Origin of the sequence: Colwellia sp. (assembly GCF_013215345.1) — a bacterium.
Classification (GTDB): domain Bacteria; phylum Pseudomonadota; class Gammaproteobacteria; order Enterobacterales; family Alteromonadaceae; genus Colwellia.
Map to the genome: position 1 here is coordinate 1 of NZ_JABSOV010000051.1, position 19215 is coordinate 19215.

The following is a 19215-nucleotide window of genomic DNA, read 5'->3' on the forward strand; positions in this document are numbered from 1 at the left end:
AATTTAGGTAGAAAAATAAGCAGTCCTATCATAACCATATGTTTTATAGTGTACTTTATGTGATAAATTTAGAATAAACAGCCTGTAATTTTTGTTTCCAAAAAAGATATTTACCTAAAATGGTGTTAGGTGGCATCCCTCTTGGAACACCAGTCGCCAATGTTACTTGGCAACGTTTAGCCAAACCACCTGCAATCTGCCGTCCTGTAGCTCCGTCACCAACCACTACAACACTCTTTCCTGAAGGAATAACGGATAAAGAAGGTAATAATGCATCATATTGCAATACTTGATCAGACAACTTTGTGCTTATTTCAGGTACATAAGCAACTTGATTCGACCCTGTCGCATTGATTACTGTTTTAGCTGATAGCAACTCACCATTTTCAAGGGCGATCAGAAATTGATTAGCGTTTTTTGTTAGGTTAATAACTTTCGTGCGTTCTCTGATATTGAGTTTAAATGTCTCAATATAATTACAAAGGTAGTTCGCCATTTCAGATATGTCAGGAAACCCATTTTGCTCACCTGGAAATGCTAGACCGGGAAGGTGACACAACTGACGCGAAGTAAATAAGCGCATGCCTTCCAAGCGTTCATCCCATACCTGGCCTACGGTATTCCGTTCTAGCAGTAGGTAATTCAGGCCAATATCTTGCAGCTTTTTAGCTGCAAACAGGCCACATTGTCCCGCTCCGATAATGATGGTGTCAAATGTTGCTATATTAGGATTGTTCATGATCAATCTCACAGAGTAATTTTTTTTCCAAAAAACTGATCATGGAATTAATGGTGGGATAGTCAAAGGCAAGTGTGGGTTCTACTTCAATTTTTAGATGCTCCTCTACAATAGCTGATAGCTGAACATGATCAGCGGAATCGAGACCAAGACGTGAAAATGAAGTGTCGGAATGATTTTCTTTTGAAAAATTTTCAGCTTTAGATGAGATGTAATCAGCTATTTTAGTAATGAGTGTTTTTTTATTGAACTCAGAGGTCATCGTTATATCCTTATTTTTTAATATCATAAAGTAGAGCATTGCATGCAGAGCGTTTTATTTTACCACTGGTTGTTTTTGGTATAACGCCAGGTCTAACAAGCATTAATTTATCAAATGTTATTTCATGGTGTTTACTGACTAGCTCATGAATATCACTCTTCAGTTGGTTTTTTTCTAAATCTCTTAGCGAAACTTTTTTGATTTCAACAATTGCTGCTAGTTTAGTTTGTTGATTATGCTCGAAAGTAAAAACCGCCGCGCCGCTGCCTCCTGCTGAATGCTCATAATTATTGCATGTTCGTTCAATATCATAGGGATAGTGGTTACGACCTCGAATAATCAATAGCTCTTTGATCCGTCCGGTAACAAATAGCATTCCTTGGTGAATAAATCCCATGTCACCCGTTCTTAAATAGCGATAATCATCAGAGGGGATTATTCTTGCATTAAAATCTGATGCTGTTTTTTCCGGGTTATTGATATATCCCTGTGCCACAGACTTACCCGATATCCATATTTCACCTGTTTGATCACAAGAGCATTCATGAAGCGAAACAGGATCAACAATTTTAATCTGAAAGCGAGGTGATATCGCACCACAATTAACAATTTCCAGCCCTATTTTCGACTGTTTAATTTTGCCTTGAGCAAACAGCTTCTTGTCTAGTGTTATTACATCCACACCACTGCTTTTAGGGCCTCCAGAAATAAATAATGTTGCTTCAGCCATGCCATAACTGGGGAAAAACGACTGGGGATTAAAACCGCATTGTGCGAATTTTTTCGAAAAATCTGCCATGGTATCGGCGTTAACAGGCTCGGAACCATTGAGTGCTACTTTCCAACAACTGAGATCAATATGGGATAAATCTTCTTTATCACTAATGAGTTTGACACAATGCTCATAACCAAAATTGGGTGAAGCAGAGCAAAATATCTTATAATGAGAAATCAATTCTAACCATCTGCGAGGACGTTGGATAAAGTTCATCGGAGGCATAAAGACATAAGTTCCCCCCATATATATCGGATGAAGCATATGGCCAATCAAGCCCATATCATGAAATTGTGGTAACCAGCCGCCAGCAATTAAACCTTGTTTATGACCACAACCGTTTTGAATAGCCTTCATGTTATCGACAATATTTTCATGACTAACCATCACGCCTTTAGGCGAGCTGGTAGATCCTGAAGTATATTGAATAAAGGCAATGTGGTCCGGCTGTATTTTAGGCAATGCACTCGTAGACAGTGTAGTTTGCAGCTCATCAATCCAGACAAAAGACGGTTGTGATAAAGTTGGTATATCACTTAACTGTTGAATCAAATTTTTCTGTGTGTCTTTGGTTGTCAGAATTGTCTGGATTTTTGCATCTTCGAAAATATTAATGGTTCTTTCAAATTGTTGTGCGTTACGGGTTACATTAAGAGGTACGGCTATCACTCCTGCGCTAAGACAAGCAAGAAAATTGACGATAAAATCTAATCCTGAAGGATATATAAGTGCGACTGATTTACCTTGGTAACCTAATGTAAGTAACAATTGAGTACGTTCAGAGACTTTCACATTTAATGCCTGATAGCTCAGGTGAACTGCGGTTTCTATTCCTCTTGATTGAAAAACACAGGCGGTATGCATAGGTTGAGATTGCATATGGCCATACACAGTATCCATGAATAGTGGATAATGATTAATTGAGATATCCATGATCAATAACCTGTGCTTATCGCTAAAAGTTGTTCAACGGCAGACACTAATGCTGTGACAAATTTTTCAATATCTTCCAATTGTGTAAAACGTCCAAAACTGATCCGAATAGAGCTTTGTATGTCAGTTTCGTTAATATTCATTGCCTGCAAAACATGTGACAAATTTATTGTTTTATTGTTGCTGCATGCGGATCCCACTGAAATTATAAATCCATAAATTAATTCCATTTGCAACATTAATGATTCCCCTCTGATACCATCTATAGCAATGTTCAGAGTATTAGATAGTGAATTGCTATAATCCGTTGAACCATTGAACTTTATCTTTAATGGCGAGGCTTCTAGTAATGCAACCAAATGTTGTTTACATTGCCAGTTATCACTGTCCCATTGCTCAACTGATTCAGTTACTCTCTGAGCTGCTTTTGACAGACCTACAATAGTAACTAAATTCTCAGTACCTGCACGCATAGAAAATTCCTGGCCACCACCATGAATCAAAGGCTCGATACTATCGATGTCTTTAATGTATAAACTGCCAACTCCCTTTGGTCCATAGAATTTATGAGCCGACAGCGATAGGTAATCTATGCCAAGTTTTTCAACATTTATTTTTCGCTTACCAACTAATTGTACTGCATCAACATGAAAAGGGATTTTTCTTGCTGATGTAATAGTTGCCATTTTTTCGATAGATTGAATTACGCCTGTTTCATTGTTCGCGTACATTATCGTGATAAGCTGGGTGTTGTCTTGAAGTGCATTTTCAAGATCTGAAACATCAATAGCACCGTCTTTTTTTGGCTTAAGATAGGTTACTTCAAAGCCAAATGTATCCGCAAAGTATTTTACGGTATCAAGTACGGAGGCATGTTCTATTTCGGTGGTAATGATATGCCCTGGCTTATCTATATGTTTAAACAAAACACCTTTTATTGCCCAATTGTTGGCTTCTGAACCGCCAGAGGTAAAAAATATATTACTTACCTGAGTTTGAAGCAATTGAGCAACATTTTGTCTGGCTTCATTTATTGTTTTTTTGATCGTTTGTGAATGTCGGTTGTTGCCTGATGGGTTGGCAAATAGTTTCATTGCCGGCACCATTGAATCAATCACATCACTACATATGGGTGTTGTCGCGTTATAATCAAAATATCCGGAAATATGCTGTTGATCCATAAATTATTGTGCTCCAGCGTTGGCTTGTACGACTAGTTGCTGGTGCAACTCCTTCAATATATGAACACAGTGATGTTGTGAAGGTTCAAGTTGACCTAACATAGACTCAATATCTTGGTCGTTTTTTTGATTAATGTCGCTGGTTGTTTTTCCTTCAATTGATTCACAAAAAAGGTTGGCTGTAGCAATAGATGTTGCGCAGCCCCACGCTCTAAATCGTGCTTCACTAATAGTATTATTTTCCACCATTAGCTGGATCTTGATTCGGTCACCACATACAGGGTTACCAATCTCAAATTCGCAATTAGCAAGCGCTATATCCCCTACTTTTTGAGGGTTAGTAAAATTATCTATTATGATATCGTTATACATTTTTGATCCTTAGATACTTTTTGATGAGATACCCAAACGACTTGTTTAACCCTGTATTTCTAAATTATTTGGATATTGTTTCAATAACTGAGATTTAAGCTACAACGGGACATGCGCTAGCGTGTTGATTCTCTTCTTCCAGAACGTCTAATCTTTTATCCAGATTGACGGCACAGCAACCAAATTCTTTCGACTCAGGTAAGCGCATAATATATTGCATGCGTTGACCATTACGTTTGTCTTCTTCCGTTTTTGGTAACAAACGTACTAAATCTTCAGTTAAAATAAACCCTGGGGTAGAACAAGATAGCGGGTCGAGAATTGCCAGTTGCCCAATTTCACCTTCAGGAACTTCTTTATCCAGATTTTTAGGATCTCTGACAGAAAAATGGATGTAAGGAGATACATGTTTAACACCATTTTCATCGTCAATTGCTACTACATTTGATTCAACTAAAGCATAAATATCACGGATCTGTCCTTCTTTGACCCCAAGGTACTCCATACATTCCTGGTTGAACTCATTACGCGATAGCATTTCACCACTAAAACGTTTCCAACCACCTAAAGTGATCACTAAGCTGCTTTTATCAAGTTTGACCTTGGTGTTGGTCGCTTTTAAGAAACGAATAAAACGGTTAATTAAGAATGGAGGACCAATAATATGGCGATCAAATTTATTGTCCCAATTTTCTAGTTGTTCTAGCGACTCTTCAGGTGAAAATGTTTCGTTTTTTACCATAAATTTATGGGTATCTAGTAATCCAGCCAACAGATTAAGTGCTTTAATCATGCCCATTTCAGGGATTTCTTCGGTTGATGGACATAGATATAGACCAGCCCCCTTAGATATTTTTAAGAACTCTCTATACATTCCGTAAATGCCGAAAATGGCATTGTCTACCGTTTCATCGCAACGACGAGAAACACTTGGGATCCCAGATGTTCCAGTACTACGCATTTCAAGCTCAATAGTGTTTAGGCTTTTTGAAAGTAATTTGTAGCTGTCATTTGCTTTAAAAAGTTCAATTGGAATAAGTGGTATTTTAATTAAATCTTTACTTGATGATAGTATGTCAGGCGTTATGCCTTTTTTATCGCAGGAAACGCGATAAAAGTCATTGTTGTTATAATGAAATTTAAACGACTCGAATACCAGGCTGCATTTAAAATCAAGTAAATCTTGTTCTGGCATTTTGTATAACTGTCCTACTGATGATAGTGCTACTTTTATAGGGTCTAATCCTGCTTGCTGTAGAAATTTATGTAAATCCATCGTAATAATCCCTTTAATAAAAATTAGATAGGCATGTAAAATGAATATCTAAGTGAAATAAATTTATAAACTAGGGGGGATTTTAGTTGGACGGCTTCAAGAATACATGAATAAACTGGCTAACTTTTTAGAAATAACGATTTTGCCTGTTGAATAGATAAACCAAACATGGAACGAAAAGTACGACTAAGATGAGAACTGTCCGAAAAGCCAACGGCATGTGCAGATTCTGTTACTGACATTCCACGTACTATAGAGGATATAGCGCAGGATAAACGTCTCCAACGTAAATAAGGTCGCCATGCAATGCCCATTTGTTGGCTAAATAAATGTATAAAACGGCTTTCAGACAGTGATAACGAGGATGCCACTTCAGCAGCACTCCAACTGGTTGGTTTTAGACATTCCCCCTTCAAGCATAAATCTAATTTTTCGATCAAACTTTGGATTCTTTTATCCATAAGCTTAATCGGTAGCGAGTCGATTTGTTTAGATAACGATAATGTGTGTAATAGCGGTTTTAGCTCTGAAATAGGGTCTTTTATGAACGAATGAGAAGGGGCATACTGTTTACTAATATCTGCAATTGAGATCACAGTTCTACCTGACAATAATTCCGTAAGACGTTTACCTAGATTGCTTCGAGGTTCTACCAATAATACCCAGCCAGCACTGAGGTTTAATTTATGTTCTACCTGGGAATCAATAATAAAACTGTCAAATATATTTCCATCTGATATTTGACATTGGCTGTCAGATTCTACTGAGCTCCACACAATTTGAATAGCATAATGCTTATGGAAAGAATTGTCATGTACTCTTCCATACGTAATAACTACACCACGTTCAATCCAAATTTTTGGTTTCACAATTGCGTTTAAACAATTATTCACATCAACACCTCAAGCAGTGGAGTAACTAAAGCAGTAAAATTTTAGATATAACCTGATTATTTAAAACTTCTTACCTGACCATGCTTAGGTTATTCCCCAGACAGCAATAAGAATAAATAGGCTGTGAATTATAAGCAATATAAGTGTTCACATAAACACGGGTCCAAGCTGAATCAAAACCACCTAACAATACCATAAATCTGCGGACTAAGACTAATCCTAAGGATAAAGCAGCAAGGGAATTTAGTTTTAACCAAAAAATAATATGATAGTGATGAGTCTAGGTAGAATAAATGTTATTTTTCGTAAGCAGTATTATTCCTATTAAAAATAAACATTATGTGCCATGGTATTTTGATCAGCGAAGCGCAAAATAAGGCTAACTTGTTCAATATAAATAGTGACTATAAAGAAACCTATCCGCAGTTATTAGTTCAAATCGACCGAGAACGTGCTTATGATTTAGGTGTACCCGTTGGTGATATCGCTGAAACGTTAGAAACTATGTTAGGTCAACGTCGTGTCACTACCTTTGTTGACCGAGGTGAAGAATATGATGTTATTGTTGAAGGGGATGAAAAGCAATTTCAAAGCCCTGCGGATATCGATAATCTTTATGTTCGTTCGCGCACTACGAATAAGTTAATTCCATTAGCTAACTAATTAACTATTGGTGAAAATGCCACCTCGTCACGACTCAATCGTTATAACCGCTTACGTAGTATTACCATCACCGCTAATTTAGCCGATGGTTATGCCTTAGGTGAAGCGCTAGACTTCCTGGTGGAGGTAACTAAAAATAAACTGCCGGAACATGTACAGATAGATTATAAAGGTGAGTCGTTACTACTTAAAGAATCGGGTAGCTCTATCTTGTTTGTTTTCTTACTTGCCCTGCTAATTACCTATCTGGTATTAGCCGCGCAGTTTGAAAGCTTCATTCATCCGTTTGTTATTTTACTTACCGTACCGCTGGCGTTAGTTGGTGCACTTGCCGGATTGGAGTTGATGGGCATGAGTTTAAATATCTACAGTCAAATAGGTATAGTTATGCTCATTGGTTTAGCGGCAAAAAATGGTATTTTAATTGTCGAATTTGCCAACCAGTTACGTGACAAAGGCATTGCTTTTGAAGAGGCATTAATAAATGCTTCTAAACAAAGGCTCCGCCCGATTGTGATGACCACCTTTACCACAGTAACCAGTACTATTCCGTTAGTGTTATCTGTTGGTCCAGGTGCAGAGAGTCGTATGGTTATAGGTGTAGTTATTTTTTCCGGCGTATCACTCGCCAGTATATTTACCCTATTTATCGTACCAGGGGCTTATTACTGGTTATGTCGTAATACCGGTTCGCCGCAAGCTATTGCCAATGAAATTGAACAGCTTGAGCAAAAGGCTAATGAAAACCCCACTTAGGAAATCCTAAGTAGTACTTTAATAAGTTAAATAACAAGCCCTAGCTGAGTAAAGTCGCTAGGGCTTTTTTATTTTGAAACATCTTAGCTCTAAATTCTATTTTCTCTATCAACGGGAAATAGTCGCGCAATATTTTACTGTTCTTTTATGAGTAAAAAAAAACAATAAATATAGTTTGAGTACTAAGCTTTAACCTTATGAAGTAAATATTAAACTTAGTCATTTATACCAAGTTTTACGCCGTTTTCATGTTGTTTTTAACCATTTCGGCGCTGTTCATCGAACTTTGTTAATGGTTGTTACTTGATAATTTCAGTGAAAATCATTAGTATTGTAATTAATTGAACGTTCAATTAAAAAAGAATTAGAGAAGTCAGTGCCGAAAGTTGGAATGAAACCCCTACGTAAAAAACAATTAATTAATGCTACTTTAGAATCTGTGGCGTTATACGGTTTACAAAATACCACTATTATTACTATTAGCAGGATCGCCGGTTTATCGTCAGGCATCATTAGTCATTATTTTGGTGGTAAGCAGGAATTAGTCGAAGCAACGGTCAAACATCTGCTGGAACAATTGAAGTTGGCATTGCTTGAGCGTGTCAATCAGCCGCACCTTACTCAACCGCTCGGCGCGGTCGAACGACTTGCAATGATCATTGAGGCTAACTTTACGCAATTACAACGTTCAGCCCCGGCAACAAAAATGTGGCTTAGCTTCTGGGCGCAATCTATGCACCAACCCGGATTGGCTCGGCTACAACATATCAACAGCAAACGCCTATACAGCAATCTACTTTTCTCTTTTCGCCAGTTATTGGCTGATGATTTAGCCGTTATCGCGGCTAAACAGACCGCGGCTATGATTGATGGTTTCTGGTTACGCAGTGCATTAAGCCCAAGGCCTGAAGAAGAATTTAAACAGGCTGAACAATTATGTAAAAAATTTATAAATGATCTGCTTATACCAGTTTCATTAATTAGGTGATCTACTTTATACGAAGGAAAAATAGCCAAATACAAGGCGTTTATTTTAATAACTAGTTGTTCTAATTATTAAATAAATAACAAAGTAGTTGGTGATTTTAACAAGTAGAAATGATCACATAGTTAGTGAGATTGGTATTAAGCAGTCCGGAGATGTCAATTGTCGTTAATACGTTATGAAAATTTTGTCGATGGCGCCTACATGGCGAACGACAGTGGTGAAACATTTGATGTGATCAACCCGGCAACGGGAAAAGTTATTTATCAGGTTGAAGTTGCCGATGAAAAAATTAAACAAGAGACTATAGCAAGTGCCCGCCGTGGTTTTGCTACCTGGTCTGCAATGAGCGCCACACAGCGCAGCCGAATTTTACTTAAAGCGGTAGCATTATTACGCGAGCGTAATGATGAACTGGCAAAAATTGAAGTACTTGATACCGGTAAACCTTGGCAAGAAGCCTCGGTGGTTGATGTAGAATCAGGTGCTGATTCTATCGAGTTTTTTGCTGGTTTAGCGCCTGGTATCGAAGGTAATCAGCAGCAAGTTGATGGAGACTTTTATTACACTCGTCGAGAAGCGCTGGGTATTTGCGCAGGCATTGGTGCTTGGAATTATCCAATACAGATAGCTTGTTGGAAAGCCGCGCCTGCGCTAGCGTGTGGTAACTCGATGATTTTCAAACCATCAGAAGAAACACCGTTAGGGGCATTAAAACTCGCTGAAATTTTTACCGAAGCAGGACTTCCTAACGGCGTATTTAATGTTGTTCAGGGTGCTGGCGAAGTCGGTGCTTGGTTAAGCCATCATCCAGATATAGCTAAAGTTTCTTTTACCGGTGAAGTTGGTACTGGCAAAAAAGTCATGGCAGGTGCTGCCACTACGCTTAAAGATGTCACTATGGAGCTTGGCGGAAAATCACCACTGATAATTTTTGCTGATGCTGATATCGACAATGCGGTTTCTGCAGCCATGTTAGGTAACTTCTATACTCAGGGTGAAGTCTGTACCAATGGCACACGTGTATTTGTGCAAGAGTCAGTGTATGCAATATTTATTGAGAAATTACTCGAGCGCACTCGCCAAAATATTGTAGTTGGAGATCCTATGGCTCCTGAGACTAATTTTGGTGCACTAATCTCGTTAAAGCATTTTAATCTAGTGTTAAATTATATCAATATCGGCATTAAAGAAGGTGCGACACTGCTTCATGGCGGCACAGCGCTGCAACCAGAAAACGCACCCCATGGCTATTTTATTGCGCCTACTATCTTTACCGATTGCCGTGATGATATGACCATTTGCCGTGAAGAGATTTTTGGCCCTGTGATGTCGGTACTGACCTTTACTGATGAAGAGGAAGTGATTACTCGAGCCAACGCTAGTGATTATGGCTTAGCTGCGGGTGTATTCACCCAAGATATTACCCGTGCTCATCGGGTTATTCATCAGATGCAAGCCGGAATTTGTTGGATAAACAGCTATGGCGCATCACCTGCGCAAATGCCTGTTGGTGGTTATAAACAATCGGGCATCGGCCGTGAAAATGGTCTTATTACACTGAACCACTACACTCAAATTAAAGCCGTATATGTTGGCCTACAGCCACTTGAAAGCCCTTTTTAACCGGACGATTCGATTAGCAATAGGCATAAACTAAGCAATTAATAATTCTGAAAGTGTGAATTATTAGCAATAAAAGTTGTAGCTAAGCAGTAAATAAGAGTTATAGATGAAAAACGAAAAATTTGATTACATTATTATTGGTGCCGGCTCTGCGGGCTGTGTACTGGCTAACCGATTAACTGAAGACAGTAATAATCGGGTCTTGTTACTTGAAACCGGCGGCAGTGATAAAAGTATTTTTATTCAAATGCCAACAGCATTATCAATTCCGATGAATAGCAAAAAATATGCGTGGCAGTTTGAAACTGAGCCCGAGCCTTATCTTGATGATCGCCGTATGCATTGCCCAAGAGGCAAGGTTTTAGGTGGTTCTTCATCTATTAATGGCATGGTTTATGTTCGAGGTCATGCAAGAGATTTTGATGAATGGCAGCAACATGGTGCGAAAAACTGGGATTACGCCCACTGTTTGCCATATTTTAAAAAAGCCGAAACGTGGGCTTTCGACGGTAATGAATACCGTGGTAAAAGTGGCCCGTTAGGGGTAAATAACGGCAATGAAATGAAAAACCCTCTGTATCAAGCGTTTGTTGATGCGGGTGTTGAAGCCGGTTATTTTGCTACCGATGATTATAATGCTGCAGCACAGGAAGGTTTTGGTCCTATGCACATGACCATTAAAAATGGTGTGCGCAGTTCTACATCTAACGCTTATCTTCGCCCAGCAATGGCGCGTGAAAACTTAACTGTAATAACTCATGCCTTGGTACATAAGGTATTGCTGGCAGGTAAAAAAGCTGTTGGCGTACGCTATGAGCGTAAAGGAAAAGTTTTCGACGTTAGTGTTGAAAAAGAAGTTATTCTATCGGCGGGGCCTATTGGCTCACCTCATCTTTTACAGCTATCCGGTATTGGTGCTAAAAAGGATCTTGAAGACGCTGGCATTGAGGTTAAACATGATTTACCTGGTGTTGGTCAAAACTTACAAGATCACCTGGAATTTTATTTCCAGTTTAAGTGTAAAAAACCGATTACGCTGAATGGCCAGTTAGGCTTGTGGAATAAATTTTTGATTGGCAGTCGCTGGTTCTTCACCAAAAAAGGCTTGGGCGCGACCAATCACTTTGAGTCTTGTGGTTTTATTCGCTCTAAAAAGAATGTTGAATGGCCAGATTTACAATACCACTTTTTACCCGCAGCAATGCGCTACGACGGTAAAGAAGCCTTTGCTGGTCACGGATTTCAGGTGCATATTGGTCATAATAAACCAAAAAGTCGCGGTTTTGTTAAAGTAGTATCCGACGATCCTAAAAAACATCCACAAATACGTTTTAATTATCTTGAACACGAAGCAGACCGTGAAGGTTTCCGCGCCTGTGTACGTTTGACCCGAGAAATTATTCACCAGAGTGCACTTGATGACTATAGAGGTGAAGAAATTCAACCCGGCATTGATGTGCAGAGTGATGAAGAAATTGATGCCTTTGTCCGTCAATCTGTTGAAAGTGCCTATCATCCCTCGTGCTCATGCAAAATGGGCACAGATGAAATGGCTGTGGTTGACTCAGACACTAAAGTCCATGGTATTGAGGGCTTACGGGTTGTTGACTCGTCAATTTTTCCGACCATTCCAAATGGTAATCTTAATGCGCCAACCATCATGGTTGCTGAACGCGCGGCGGATCTTATTCGAGGCCATGAAACACTAACACCATCTTCGGCTGCTGTGCACATTGCGCCTAACTGGCAGCAGCAACAACGTGCCAACCAGCCAAAAAGAAAAATCAAAAATTAAGCTAACAGCTATTCAATCGTGAGTACTCTTTCAGGGTTTAATTATCGTCATCAACATTGTCTGTAGCGTTGATATGGTGACGATAGTTAAAATTTGAAGCCTATACTAAGTGGACTAATTTATTGATCCACTTGCTGTTGTTTAGGTGATACCGAGTGCTCTAACTATAATAAGTAAAGAGGAGTAATACGTGTTTACATTCATTAAAAAAATTATCGGGGAGCCGTTATGACCCCATGGTTATCTGCTGGGATTTTATTTACCTTTGCCGCCATCATCTTTGTGTTATATCGCTGGGGAAATGTACGCTGTGTTGGTGTGACACCCGTTAAAACATTCACCTTTATTGCGATATTGTTTACTTCAGGCCTTGATGTTGGTCTTATCATGTTCCCGTTAACGGAATTTGCTGGTTATGCTGATCTAGCTGCCAGTCCTGAATATGGCTTCACTAACCCGTTAGCTATTGAATTTGGCTTCTGGGCGTTTCTTATCTGGGGTTTCTACTTTCTAACCTGTTTTTACTTCTGCGTGATTGAGCCGCGGGTGCAATTTTTCGAAATCCCATTAATCAAGCTAATTAATAATGTTGTTATTATTGGTACCTGTGCCTTTACTGCGTATTTATTACTAAGCAATTTACCTTGGTATATACCTGAGCTGGGTGATGGTGAATCCCTTATTGGCAGTTTCTATCTAATCGTCTTCTTAGTCATAGCGGCCGCTGTTTATTCCAGTACCAGTATTCGTTACGTTCGCCTGTTGAGTTTGGCAACCTCTTGGCTGTTTATTGCCCTGATAGCGCTAATGTGGGGTGGTGCTTTTCTTGTCGAAGGCTCAGGCATTGGTGAATTTGTCAATACGTTTGCCTTGCTTGGCGGTTACTTTGGTAATATTCATGAATTTGTCTTACCTTTAAATGATTATCATGAATTCTACCTGTATTGGTGGTTTGCATGGAGCATTATGATTGGCCAATTTACCGCCCGCTTTGTTGGTGGTTTGCGTACTTACCAAGTTTTGCTGGCTATGTTGGTATTCCCGTCTATTCCTATCGCGATATGGTTTACTGTGTTGTATTACTACAGCGCTAACGGTCTGGAAACTGCTGGTTTTTATAATATAGCGATGGCAATTGTTGGCGTCACCTTTGTTATTAACTCACTCGATTCATTGATTCGTTTATATACCGATAACTTGAATTTGAGTGTCAGTCGAGTGGGTCGAGTGAAGTACTTTTTGGGTAATCTCATTGCGCTAAGCTTACTGACGCTGTTATTCAAATTGGACTTCTTACAAATCCAATGGGTTGGCGCCGTAGTTATCGGACTGTTTTTCACTTGTTTTGGTTATATCCTATTTAGCAAGTTTAAAGTGGTCAGCGAGATAGAGTGTTCACCAAAAGAAAATAAAATCGACTTTAATAAAATTGAATTATTAAACTAGTCTAATAAGTAAGAATTTAATGAGTAAATAAATAATGAATAAAACTATTATTGCTGCGGCAACAACTTGTCTACTAACATTATCGTCTGGTGCGATGGCAGCCGTATCTTCAACGGTTAACTTGGCTTCTGACTACACCTTTAACGGTGTTAGCCAAACCGGTAATGAACCTGCGCTGCAAGCGAGCTTGGATTATGCTGCGGATAGCGGTTTTTATGCAGGTACTTGGGCTTCTAATGTTGATTTTGGTACAGGTGAAGACACCAATATCGAATGGGATGTTTATGCGGGACAGTATTTTCAGCTAAATGATAAATTTGGTTTAGATACAGGTATTGCCTATTACACTTATCATGGCGACTCTGCTTCTGATACTTACAACTATCCAGAAGCTTACGCCAAATTTGGTTACAGCACATCTATGGGTGATAGTGAGGTCAACTTCTGGTACAGCTGGGATTACTTTGGTTTAGATGTAAGTCACTACATTGCCATGGTTGCTCATACAGTAGAAGTAGCGCCAGGACACAACATTAAAGTGAGCTTTGATCGCTCAACTTCAGCGGATGAAAATAAATGGGCATGGGACGGTAAAGATGCTTATAACCATTATCGTGTTGAATACATGACCAGCTGGCAGGGTTTTGATTTTAACCTAGCAGCTGAAAATACTGATATGGACATTGATTCGGCAGATGCTCGGGTAGTGTTCTCGGTATCTCGTACCTTCAGTTTTTAGCCTGCGCAGCCCTAACTAGCCCCTGCGATTGTGATTAGCTCAGGGGCTAATTGAGTATAATACCAATTTGATTAAATTTCTTCCCAACTCAGAGCTCTGCTCGATGTTCAATAACAAGGCAGATTTGTTTGGGTTTAGTCATTTTAAATCAAATAAATTTAACGATGTTAGTGGGCATCGAGCAAGCTCCCAGAGGGCGAGTACCTAATAAAAGGTAAAGGCTTACATGCTGCGTTATCGATTTTGACAAGAGAATAACCATTCTCCTCAATCAATGCCTTGCCTCTAAGCCTTTTAATTCTCGCTGAGTGGGAAATAACTTATTCAACTTGGTATATATTATGGAAAAATACGAACAGCTGTTAATTTCATTACGTCAAGTGATCCGGGCTATTGATATACACTCTAAACAGTTGAATAAAAAGTCAGGATTAACTGGCCCTCAGCTTATGGTAATGACCAAGATTGCCCAGTTAGATGCGCCCATGGCAAAACAGGTTGCTAAAGAAATTAATCTTAGCCCGGCAACGGTAACCAGTATCATTGACCGTTTGGAAGCAAAAGCATTAGTAATGCGTAAGCGTAGTCAATTAGACAAGCGCAAAGTTGAGCTATATCTTTCTTCGGCTGGAGAAGTGCTGCTGCAAGGTGCACCAAAGCCACTGCAAGAACATTTTATTAAGCGTTATCAGGCACTAGAATCTTGGGAGCAGAGTCAGCTATTATCTTCAGTTGAACGTATTGCCTCTATGATGGATGCTGAAGAACTTGATGCTGCGCCAGTACTGATGGTTGGACAGATCCAAGAAGGGCAGTAATTGCTTTATTTGCAGTTTTTTTAGTGCAGCTAGGGTGAACTTTTGTGCTAACTCAGAGTAGATCGACTATTTTAGCCATTGTGTTTTAGCATTATGCCGCCAAAAAAGTGCATAGCCTTTCTGTCATAGCACTAGGCCGCTATTAAATTTATAACCAATATTGAAAATAATTTATTAAGAAAGAGAGTACCCCATGACAAAAAAAAACAAACCCAATAGCAAGGCACTGTTTAAAAGAGCCGTTGATAATATGCCGTTAGGCGTGGCTGATAGCTATCGTTACTGGGGTGAAGAAAATACCGTTTTTTTAAGCAGTATGAAAGGTTGCACCATTACCGATTGTGACGAACAAACGTTTATCGATTTTCGCTTGGCTTACGGACCTATTATTTTAGGTTATCGTGATGAGCGAGTAGATAATGCAGTCATTAATGCTATTACTCAGATTGGCGTTATTTCAGGTTTTTCCACGGGTCTTGATTCTGATGTGGTTGAATTAGTAAAATCACTTTGCCCTAATATCGACAAAATGCGCTTTGCTAACTCAGGCACTGAAGCGGTTATTGGTGCAGTGCGTACCGCACGTGGTTTTACCCAACGAAATAAAATTGTCGTTGTTGAAGGTGGCTTCCATGGTTTGCACGATGAAGTTATGTGGAAATCAGATGTTGATAATTGGGACGCAAACAGTCAAAAATCACCCGAAATAGTGCCTTTTGGTGGCGGCATCCCTGCAAGTACCCGCGAACATCAAGTGAGTGTGCCGCTAAATGATTTTGCTGCCATAGACGCTGTTTTTTCTGAGCATGGTGACGATATTGCTGCGATATTAATTGAACCTATTATGGGCAACTGTGGCTCTATTGCTTCAACTCAAGCCTATATGCAAAAATTGCGTGACGTTTGTGATAACAATGGCTCATTGTTGATCATGGATGAAGTTAAAACGGGCTTTCGTGTTGCCAAAGGTGGCGCACAAGCACTGTATGGAATTTACGCTGATTTAACTACTTATGCCAAGGCTATGGGTAACGGTTATCCTATTGCTGCTTTTGGTGGTAGAGCTGAGGTAATGGATACCATTTCTTTTGCTAAAGATGGTGTGACACATGGCGGTACATATACCGCGAATATGGTTGCTTTAAGTGCGGCTAAAGCGACGTTAACCGTGCTTAAGGAAACTGATGCGCTGGAAACTATCGCCAGTGTCGGTAAAGACATTCAGGAATTGTTATCGCGGGTTTTTACAAAACTTGGTATTGAGCATTGCTTTGCCGGTCCCGATGCGATGTTTGGTGTACATTTTGGTAGTAAAGTACCGCAAAATTATCGTGATTGGAAACAAACTAACAGTGACCTTTATACACAGTTCGCCCTTAACTTAATCGACAGCGGTGTAATGTTAGAGCCAGACTCGCGTGAACCCTGGTTTATTTGTCAAGCCCACCAAACAGTTGATCTTAAATGGTTAGAGCAAGTTGCAGAGCAAGCAATGACTGACGCCATTAACACACAGTAGTGAGTATTTGTAGAGTGTAAGCGCTCACTACTGCAATTGATTCACTGTGGTATTCATTATCATATTGTCGGCTTGCCAGAATCAGATAAATGCAGTGTTACTACTTTAGTTTTGCTAATAAAATAAACCGTGATGTGCAAAGTATCACTGTTGTTAGTACTTTTACCATTATGCCTTGCGGCATCGATGGCAGTAATACACCAGTATCTTTTATGCTATAAAGCTGTATCTTCGAAGAGCTGGAGCAGTGGCGAGCTATGTTAATTAAAGAATAAAAAACGTAGAACGAGTAGCTAGGGCTTTTTTATACTTTATGAAATACCTTTTTAGTCATAATATTTGAAGCTCTATCAGCAATATTAAGGCTCACTTTGTTAGCTAAATTCTTTAAAATTAATACCAGTAAGTTTAACCAATAAATTCGTTATTTCACTGCATAATCTAATCATTTTTTTGTCAGTTTTTTTTACATGTTTAGAATATAAAGTTCGTTCTTTTTTTGAACTGTTAACTAAGCTACTAATTTTCCTTATGTAAATTTTACTGGAGTAGATTATGCATATTTCCCTTGGTCGCAACGAACATCCGCGATAAACCTGAACTTTGATTAAAAGCAAACAACGATAAAGGAGATATGCAAATGAACACGATAAAATCAGGTTCATTATTTTTATTGTTCCTTCTTATAACTAGCCCCCAAATCAATAAAGCCTATGCCGGTGCAGAGCCTTTAATTGGCGAAATTAGTTACTTCGCTGGTACTTTTGCACCAAGAGGTTGGGCTTTTTGCGATGGTCAGTTACTTGCTATAAGCCAAAATACTGCGTTATTTTCATTATTAGGAACCACGTATGGCGGCGATGGCAGAATAACGTTCGGCTTACCAGACTTACGCGGCAGGATAGCCATTCATCAAGGCACAGGGCCGGGGTTATCTAACCGAAACCTAGGCTCCCGTTTTGGTAGAGAAACAGAGATAATTAATGCTAATAACCTACCTACTCATAACCATGCATTAATGGTTACCAGTGATTCGCCTTCAAGCAGTGTCGCAACCAACAGAGCTATAGCCTCAACAATGATTTATACATCGGACACTCCCGACACCGCGCTACATTCATCTTCAATTGAAAATAATGTGAGCGGAGGCCAAAGTATCAGTAATCTACAACCCGCTACCACGGCAAGATGTATCATAGCCCTAGTTGGAATATTTCCATCACGAAACTAATGGAGGACATCATGAAAAAAATCATTCAATTTATAGCTGGCCTATTGTTATATTTACCAAGTCTGCTTTTTAGCCATTTTGCAGCAGCCGATGAGCCATTTATTGGTGAAATGCGCTATTTTGCAGGGAATTTTGCACCTAGGGGCTGGGCATTTTGTGACGGCCAGTTATTACCTATCAGCAGTTATACCGCACTTTTTTCTTTGCTAGGTACCACCTATGGCGGTGACGGTAGAGTAACTTTTTCTTTACCGGACATGCGTGGCCGAGCATTAATACATGCAGGAAATGGTCCTGGACTGACTCCCATTACTCAAGGTACAGATAATGGCTCGGAAACAAATACTATGTCTACAGCGCAAATGCCTAGTCATAGTCATGCTTTATTAGCAAAAGACATTGAGGCAGATACAGAGACCCCAAATGGTAATGCTCTGGCAGCTGAAAAGTTTTATAAAGCAAGGAAAACAGCGGATAAGTCATTACACACAGACTCAATTGCTAATACTGGTAATGCTCAAGCAATCAATACGGTTCAACCTTATCTCACCTTAAATTGCATCATTGCTCTTCAAGGTGTTTACCCCTCTAGAAATTAGGAGATATGACGATGAAAATCACAAAATCACTCTTGATTGTTATAATGTTAACTTACTATTTATTACCAGTAACAGTGTTTGCCAACGAGCCTTTTTTAGGTGAAGTCCGCTTTGTTGGTTTTAATTTTGCCCCTAGAGGCTGGGCACAATGTGATGGTCAGTTACTAGCAATCAATTCAAACCAATCTTTATTTTCAATTTTAGGAACTACCTATGGCGGAGATGGTAGAACGAGTTTTGCCTTACCCGATATGCGCGGCAGGACGCCAGTTCATCAAGGCAACGGTCCTGGGTTGTCAGCATACAGCCTAGGTCAAAAATCAGGTGCCGAAGGTATCAATTTACTTGCTAGTCAACTCCCTAGTCACAGCCATACCTTGAAAGGCGTTAGCTCTTCTGCTAGAACAAGTACACCAACAGGTAATGCGCTAGCAAGACCACGAAGTAACTTAAAAATCTATGACAATTCTGATCCTAATATTACCTTGCATAATAGCTCGATAGGTCAAACGGGCAATGCTGATTTAATGAATAATATGCAACCCGTTACAACACTGAACTGCATTATTGCACTTCAGGGGCTGTACCCTTCAAGAAACTAGTTAAG

General features: G+C 39.4%; 18 protein-coding genes and 1 pseudogene. 12 read left to right on the plus strand and 7 right to left on the minus strand.

All coding sequences use genetic code 11. The annotated features are described in order from the left end of the window. Positions 1-55: 55 nt before the first annotated feature. The 7 genes from HRT50_RS09580 to HRT50_RS09610 all read right to left on the minus strand — a co-directional run bounded on the left by HRT50_RS09580 (position 56) and on the right by HRT50_RS09610 (position 6314). Positions 56-739, minus strand: a complete 684-nt coding sequence (locus tag HRT50_RS09580; RefSeq protein ID WP_291613827.1) for an NAD(P)-binding domain-containing protein — start codon at positions 737-739, stop codon at positions 56-58. Next, positions 726-1001 (minus strand): acyl carrier protein, encoded by a 276-nt coding sequence (locus HRT50_RS09585; RefSeq protein WP_291613829.1) that lies wholly within the window; start codon positions 999-1001, stop codon positions 726-728. Before HRT50_RS09585 ends, HRT50_RS09580 begins: the two co-directional genes overlap by 14 nt. 10 nt (positions 1002-1011) lie before the next feature. Further along, positions 1012-2709 (minus strand): fatty acyl-AMP ligase, encoded by a 1698-nt coding sequence (locus tag HRT50_RS09590; RefSeq protein ID WP_291613831.1) that lies wholly within the window; start codon positions 2707-2709, stop codon positions 1012-1014. Between the two features lie 2 nt (positions 2710-2711). Then, positions 2712-3890 (minus strand): cysteine desulfurase family protein, encoded by a 1179-nt coding sequence (locus tag HRT50_RS09595; RefSeq protein WP_291613833.1) that lies wholly within the window; start codon positions 3888-3890, stop codon positions 2712-2714. Positions 3891-3893: 3 nt separating this feature from the next. Further along, positions 3894-4262 (minus strand): iron-sulfur cluster assembly scaffold protein, encoded by a 369-nt coding sequence (locus HRT50_RS09600; protein ID WP_291613835.1) that lies wholly within the window; start codon positions 4260-4262, stop codon positions 3894-3896. Between the two features lie 94 nt (positions 4263-4356). Further along, positions 4357-5538, minus strand: a complete 1182-nt coding sequence (locus HRT50_RS09605; protein WP_291613836.1) for a hypothetical protein — start codon at positions 5536-5538, stop codon at positions 4357-4359. Between the two features lie 119 nt (positions 5539-5657). Beyond that, the gene (locus HRT50_RS09610; RefSeq protein ID WP_291613838.1) at positions 5658-6314 is read right to left on the minus strand and encodes a helix-turn-helix transcriptional regulator; all 657 of its coding nucleotides are present in this window, start codon (positions 6312-6314) and stop codon (positions 5658-5660) included. A 471-nt stretch (positions 6315-6785) separates the two neighbouring features. Here HRT50_RS09610 and HRT50_RS09615 point away from each other — a divergent pair. The 12 genes and pseudogenes from HRT50_RS09615 to HRT50_RS09670 all read left to right on the plus strand — a co-directional run. Further along, positions 6786-7850: pseudogene (locus tag HRT50_RS09615) on the plus strand (efflux RND transporter permease subunit); the annotation flags it as partial. Between the two features lie 376 nt (positions 7851-8226). Next, a complete protein-coding gene (gene betI, locus HRT50_RS09620; RefSeq protein ID WP_291613840.1) occupies positions 8227-8838 on the plus strand; it encodes a transcriptional regulator BetI in 612 nt (203 codons plus the stop codon). Between the two features lie 159 nt (positions 8839-8997). After that, positions 8998-10461: a betaine-aldehyde dehydrogenase gene (betB, locus tag HRT50_RS09625; RefSeq protein ID WP_291613842.1), complete on the plus strand. Its 1464-nt coding sequence runs from the start codon at positions 8998-9000 to the stop codon at positions 10459-10461. 106 nt (positions 10462-10567) lie between these two features. Next, positions 10568-12256 (plus strand): choline dehydrogenase, encoded by a 1689-nt coding sequence (gene betA / locus HRT50_RS09630; protein ID WP_291613844.1) that lies wholly within the window; start codon positions 10568-10570, stop codon positions 12254-12256. A gap of 228 nt (positions 12257-12484) precedes the next feature. Next, positions 12485-13702, plus strand: coding sequence for a BCCT family transporter (locus HRT50_RS09635; protein WP_291613846.1), 1218 nt, complete (start codon positions 12485-12487; stop codon positions 13700-13702). Positions 13703-13736: 34 nt separating this feature from the next. Continuing rightward, complete coding sequence (locus HRT50_RS09640; RefSeq protein WP_291613848.1) at positions 13737-14441, plus strand: TorF family putative porin; 705 nt, start codon at positions 13737-13739, stop codon at positions 14439-14441. A 341-nt stretch (positions 14442-14782) separates the two neighbouring features. Then, entirely contained in the window at positions 14783-15259 is a 477-nt protein-coding gene (locus tag HRT50_RS09645; protein ID WP_291613850.1) for a MarR family transcriptional regulator, read from the plus strand. A 193-nt stretch (positions 15260-15452) separates the two neighbouring features. After that, on the plus strand, positions 15453-16778 hold the full coding sequence (locus tag HRT50_RS09650; RefSeq protein WP_291613852.1) for an aspartate aminotransferase family protein: 1326 nt from the start codon (positions 15453-15455) through the stop codon (positions 16776-16778). A gap of 89 nt (positions 16779-16867) precedes the next feature. Continuing rightward, a complete protein-coding gene (locus HRT50_RS09655; RefSeq protein ID WP_291613854.1) occupies positions 16868-16999 on the plus strand; it encodes a hypothetical protein in 132 nt (43 codons plus the stop codon). 419 nt (positions 17000-17418) lie between these two features. Continuing rightward, positions 17419-18009, plus strand: a complete 591-nt coding sequence (locus HRT50_RS09660; RefSeq protein WP_291613856.1) for a phage tail protein — start codon at positions 17419-17421, stop codon at positions 18007-18009. Between the two features lie 11 nt (positions 18010-18020). Further along, a complete protein-coding gene (locus HRT50_RS09665; protein ID WP_291613858.1) occupies positions 18021-18608 on the plus strand; it encodes a phage tail protein in 588 nt (195 codons plus the stop codon). A gap of 11 nt (positions 18609-18619) precedes the next feature. Next, positions 18620-19210: a phage tail protein gene (locus HRT50_RS09670; RefSeq protein ID WP_291613860.1), complete on the plus strand. Its 591-nt coding sequence runs from the start codon at positions 18620-18622 to the stop codon at positions 19208-19210. Positions 19211-19215 lie beyond the last annotated feature (5 nt).

Bases quoted from the DNA above. Each gene is read 5' to 3' on its own strand.
- HRT50_RS09595 (WP_291613833.1), bottom strand. From the start codon at position 3,890: ATGGATCAACAGCATATTTCCGGATATTTTGATTATAACGCGACAACA.
- HRT50_RS09605 (WP_291613836.1), bottom strand. From the start codon at position 5,538: ATGGATTTACATAAATTTCTACAGCAAGCAGGATTAGACCCTATAAAA.
- HRT50_RS09585 (WP_291613829.1), bottom strand. From the start codon at position 1,001: ATGACCTCTGAGTTCAATAAAAAAACACTCATTACTAAAATAGCTGAT.
- HRT50_RS09655 (WP_291613854.1), top strand. From the start codon at position 16,868: ATGCAGTGTTACTACTTTAGTTTTGCTAATAAAATAAACCGTGATGTG.
- HRT50_RS09590 (WP_291613831.1), bottom strand. From the start codon at position 2,709: ATGGATATCTCAATTAATCATTATCCACTATTCATGGATACTGTGTAT.
- HRT50_RS09635 (WP_291613846.1), top strand. From the start codon at position 12,485: ATGACCCCATGGTTATCTGCTGGGATTTTATTTACCTTTGCCGCCATC.
- HRT50_RS09650 (WP_291613852.1), top strand. From the start codon at position 15,453: ATGACAAAAAAAAACAAACCCAATAGCAAGGCACTGTTTAAAAGAGCC.
- HRT50_RS09600 (WP_291613835.1), bottom strand. From the start codon at position 4,262: ATGTATAACGATATCATAATAGATAATTTTACTAACCCTCAAAAAGTA.
- HRT50_RS09640 (WP_291613848.1), top strand. From the start codon at position 13,737: ATGAATAAAACTATTATTGCTGCGGCAACAACTTGTCTACTAACATTA.
- HRT50_RS09645 (WP_291613850.1), top strand. From the start codon at position 14,783: ATGGAAAAATACGAACAGCTGTTAATTTCATTACGTCAAGTGATCCGG.
- HRT50_RS09580 (WP_291613827.1), bottom strand. From the start codon at position 739: ATGAACAATCCTAATATAGCAACATTTGACACCATCATTATCGGAGCG.
- HRT50_RS09660 (WP_291613856.1), top strand. From the start codon at position 17,419: ATGAACACGATAAAATCAGGTTCATTATTTTTATTGTTCCTTCTTATA.
- betA (WP_291613844.1), top strand. From the start codon at position 10,568: ATGAAAAACGAAAAATTTGATTACATTATTATTGGTGCCGGCTCTGCG.
- HRT50_RS09665 (WP_291613858.1), top strand. From the start codon at position 18,021: ATGAAAAAAATCATTCAATTTATAGCTGGCCTATTGTTATATTTACCA.
- HRT50_RS09670 (WP_291613860.1), top strand. From the start codon at position 18,620: ATGAAAATCACAAAATCACTCTTGATTGTTATAATGTTAACTTACTAT.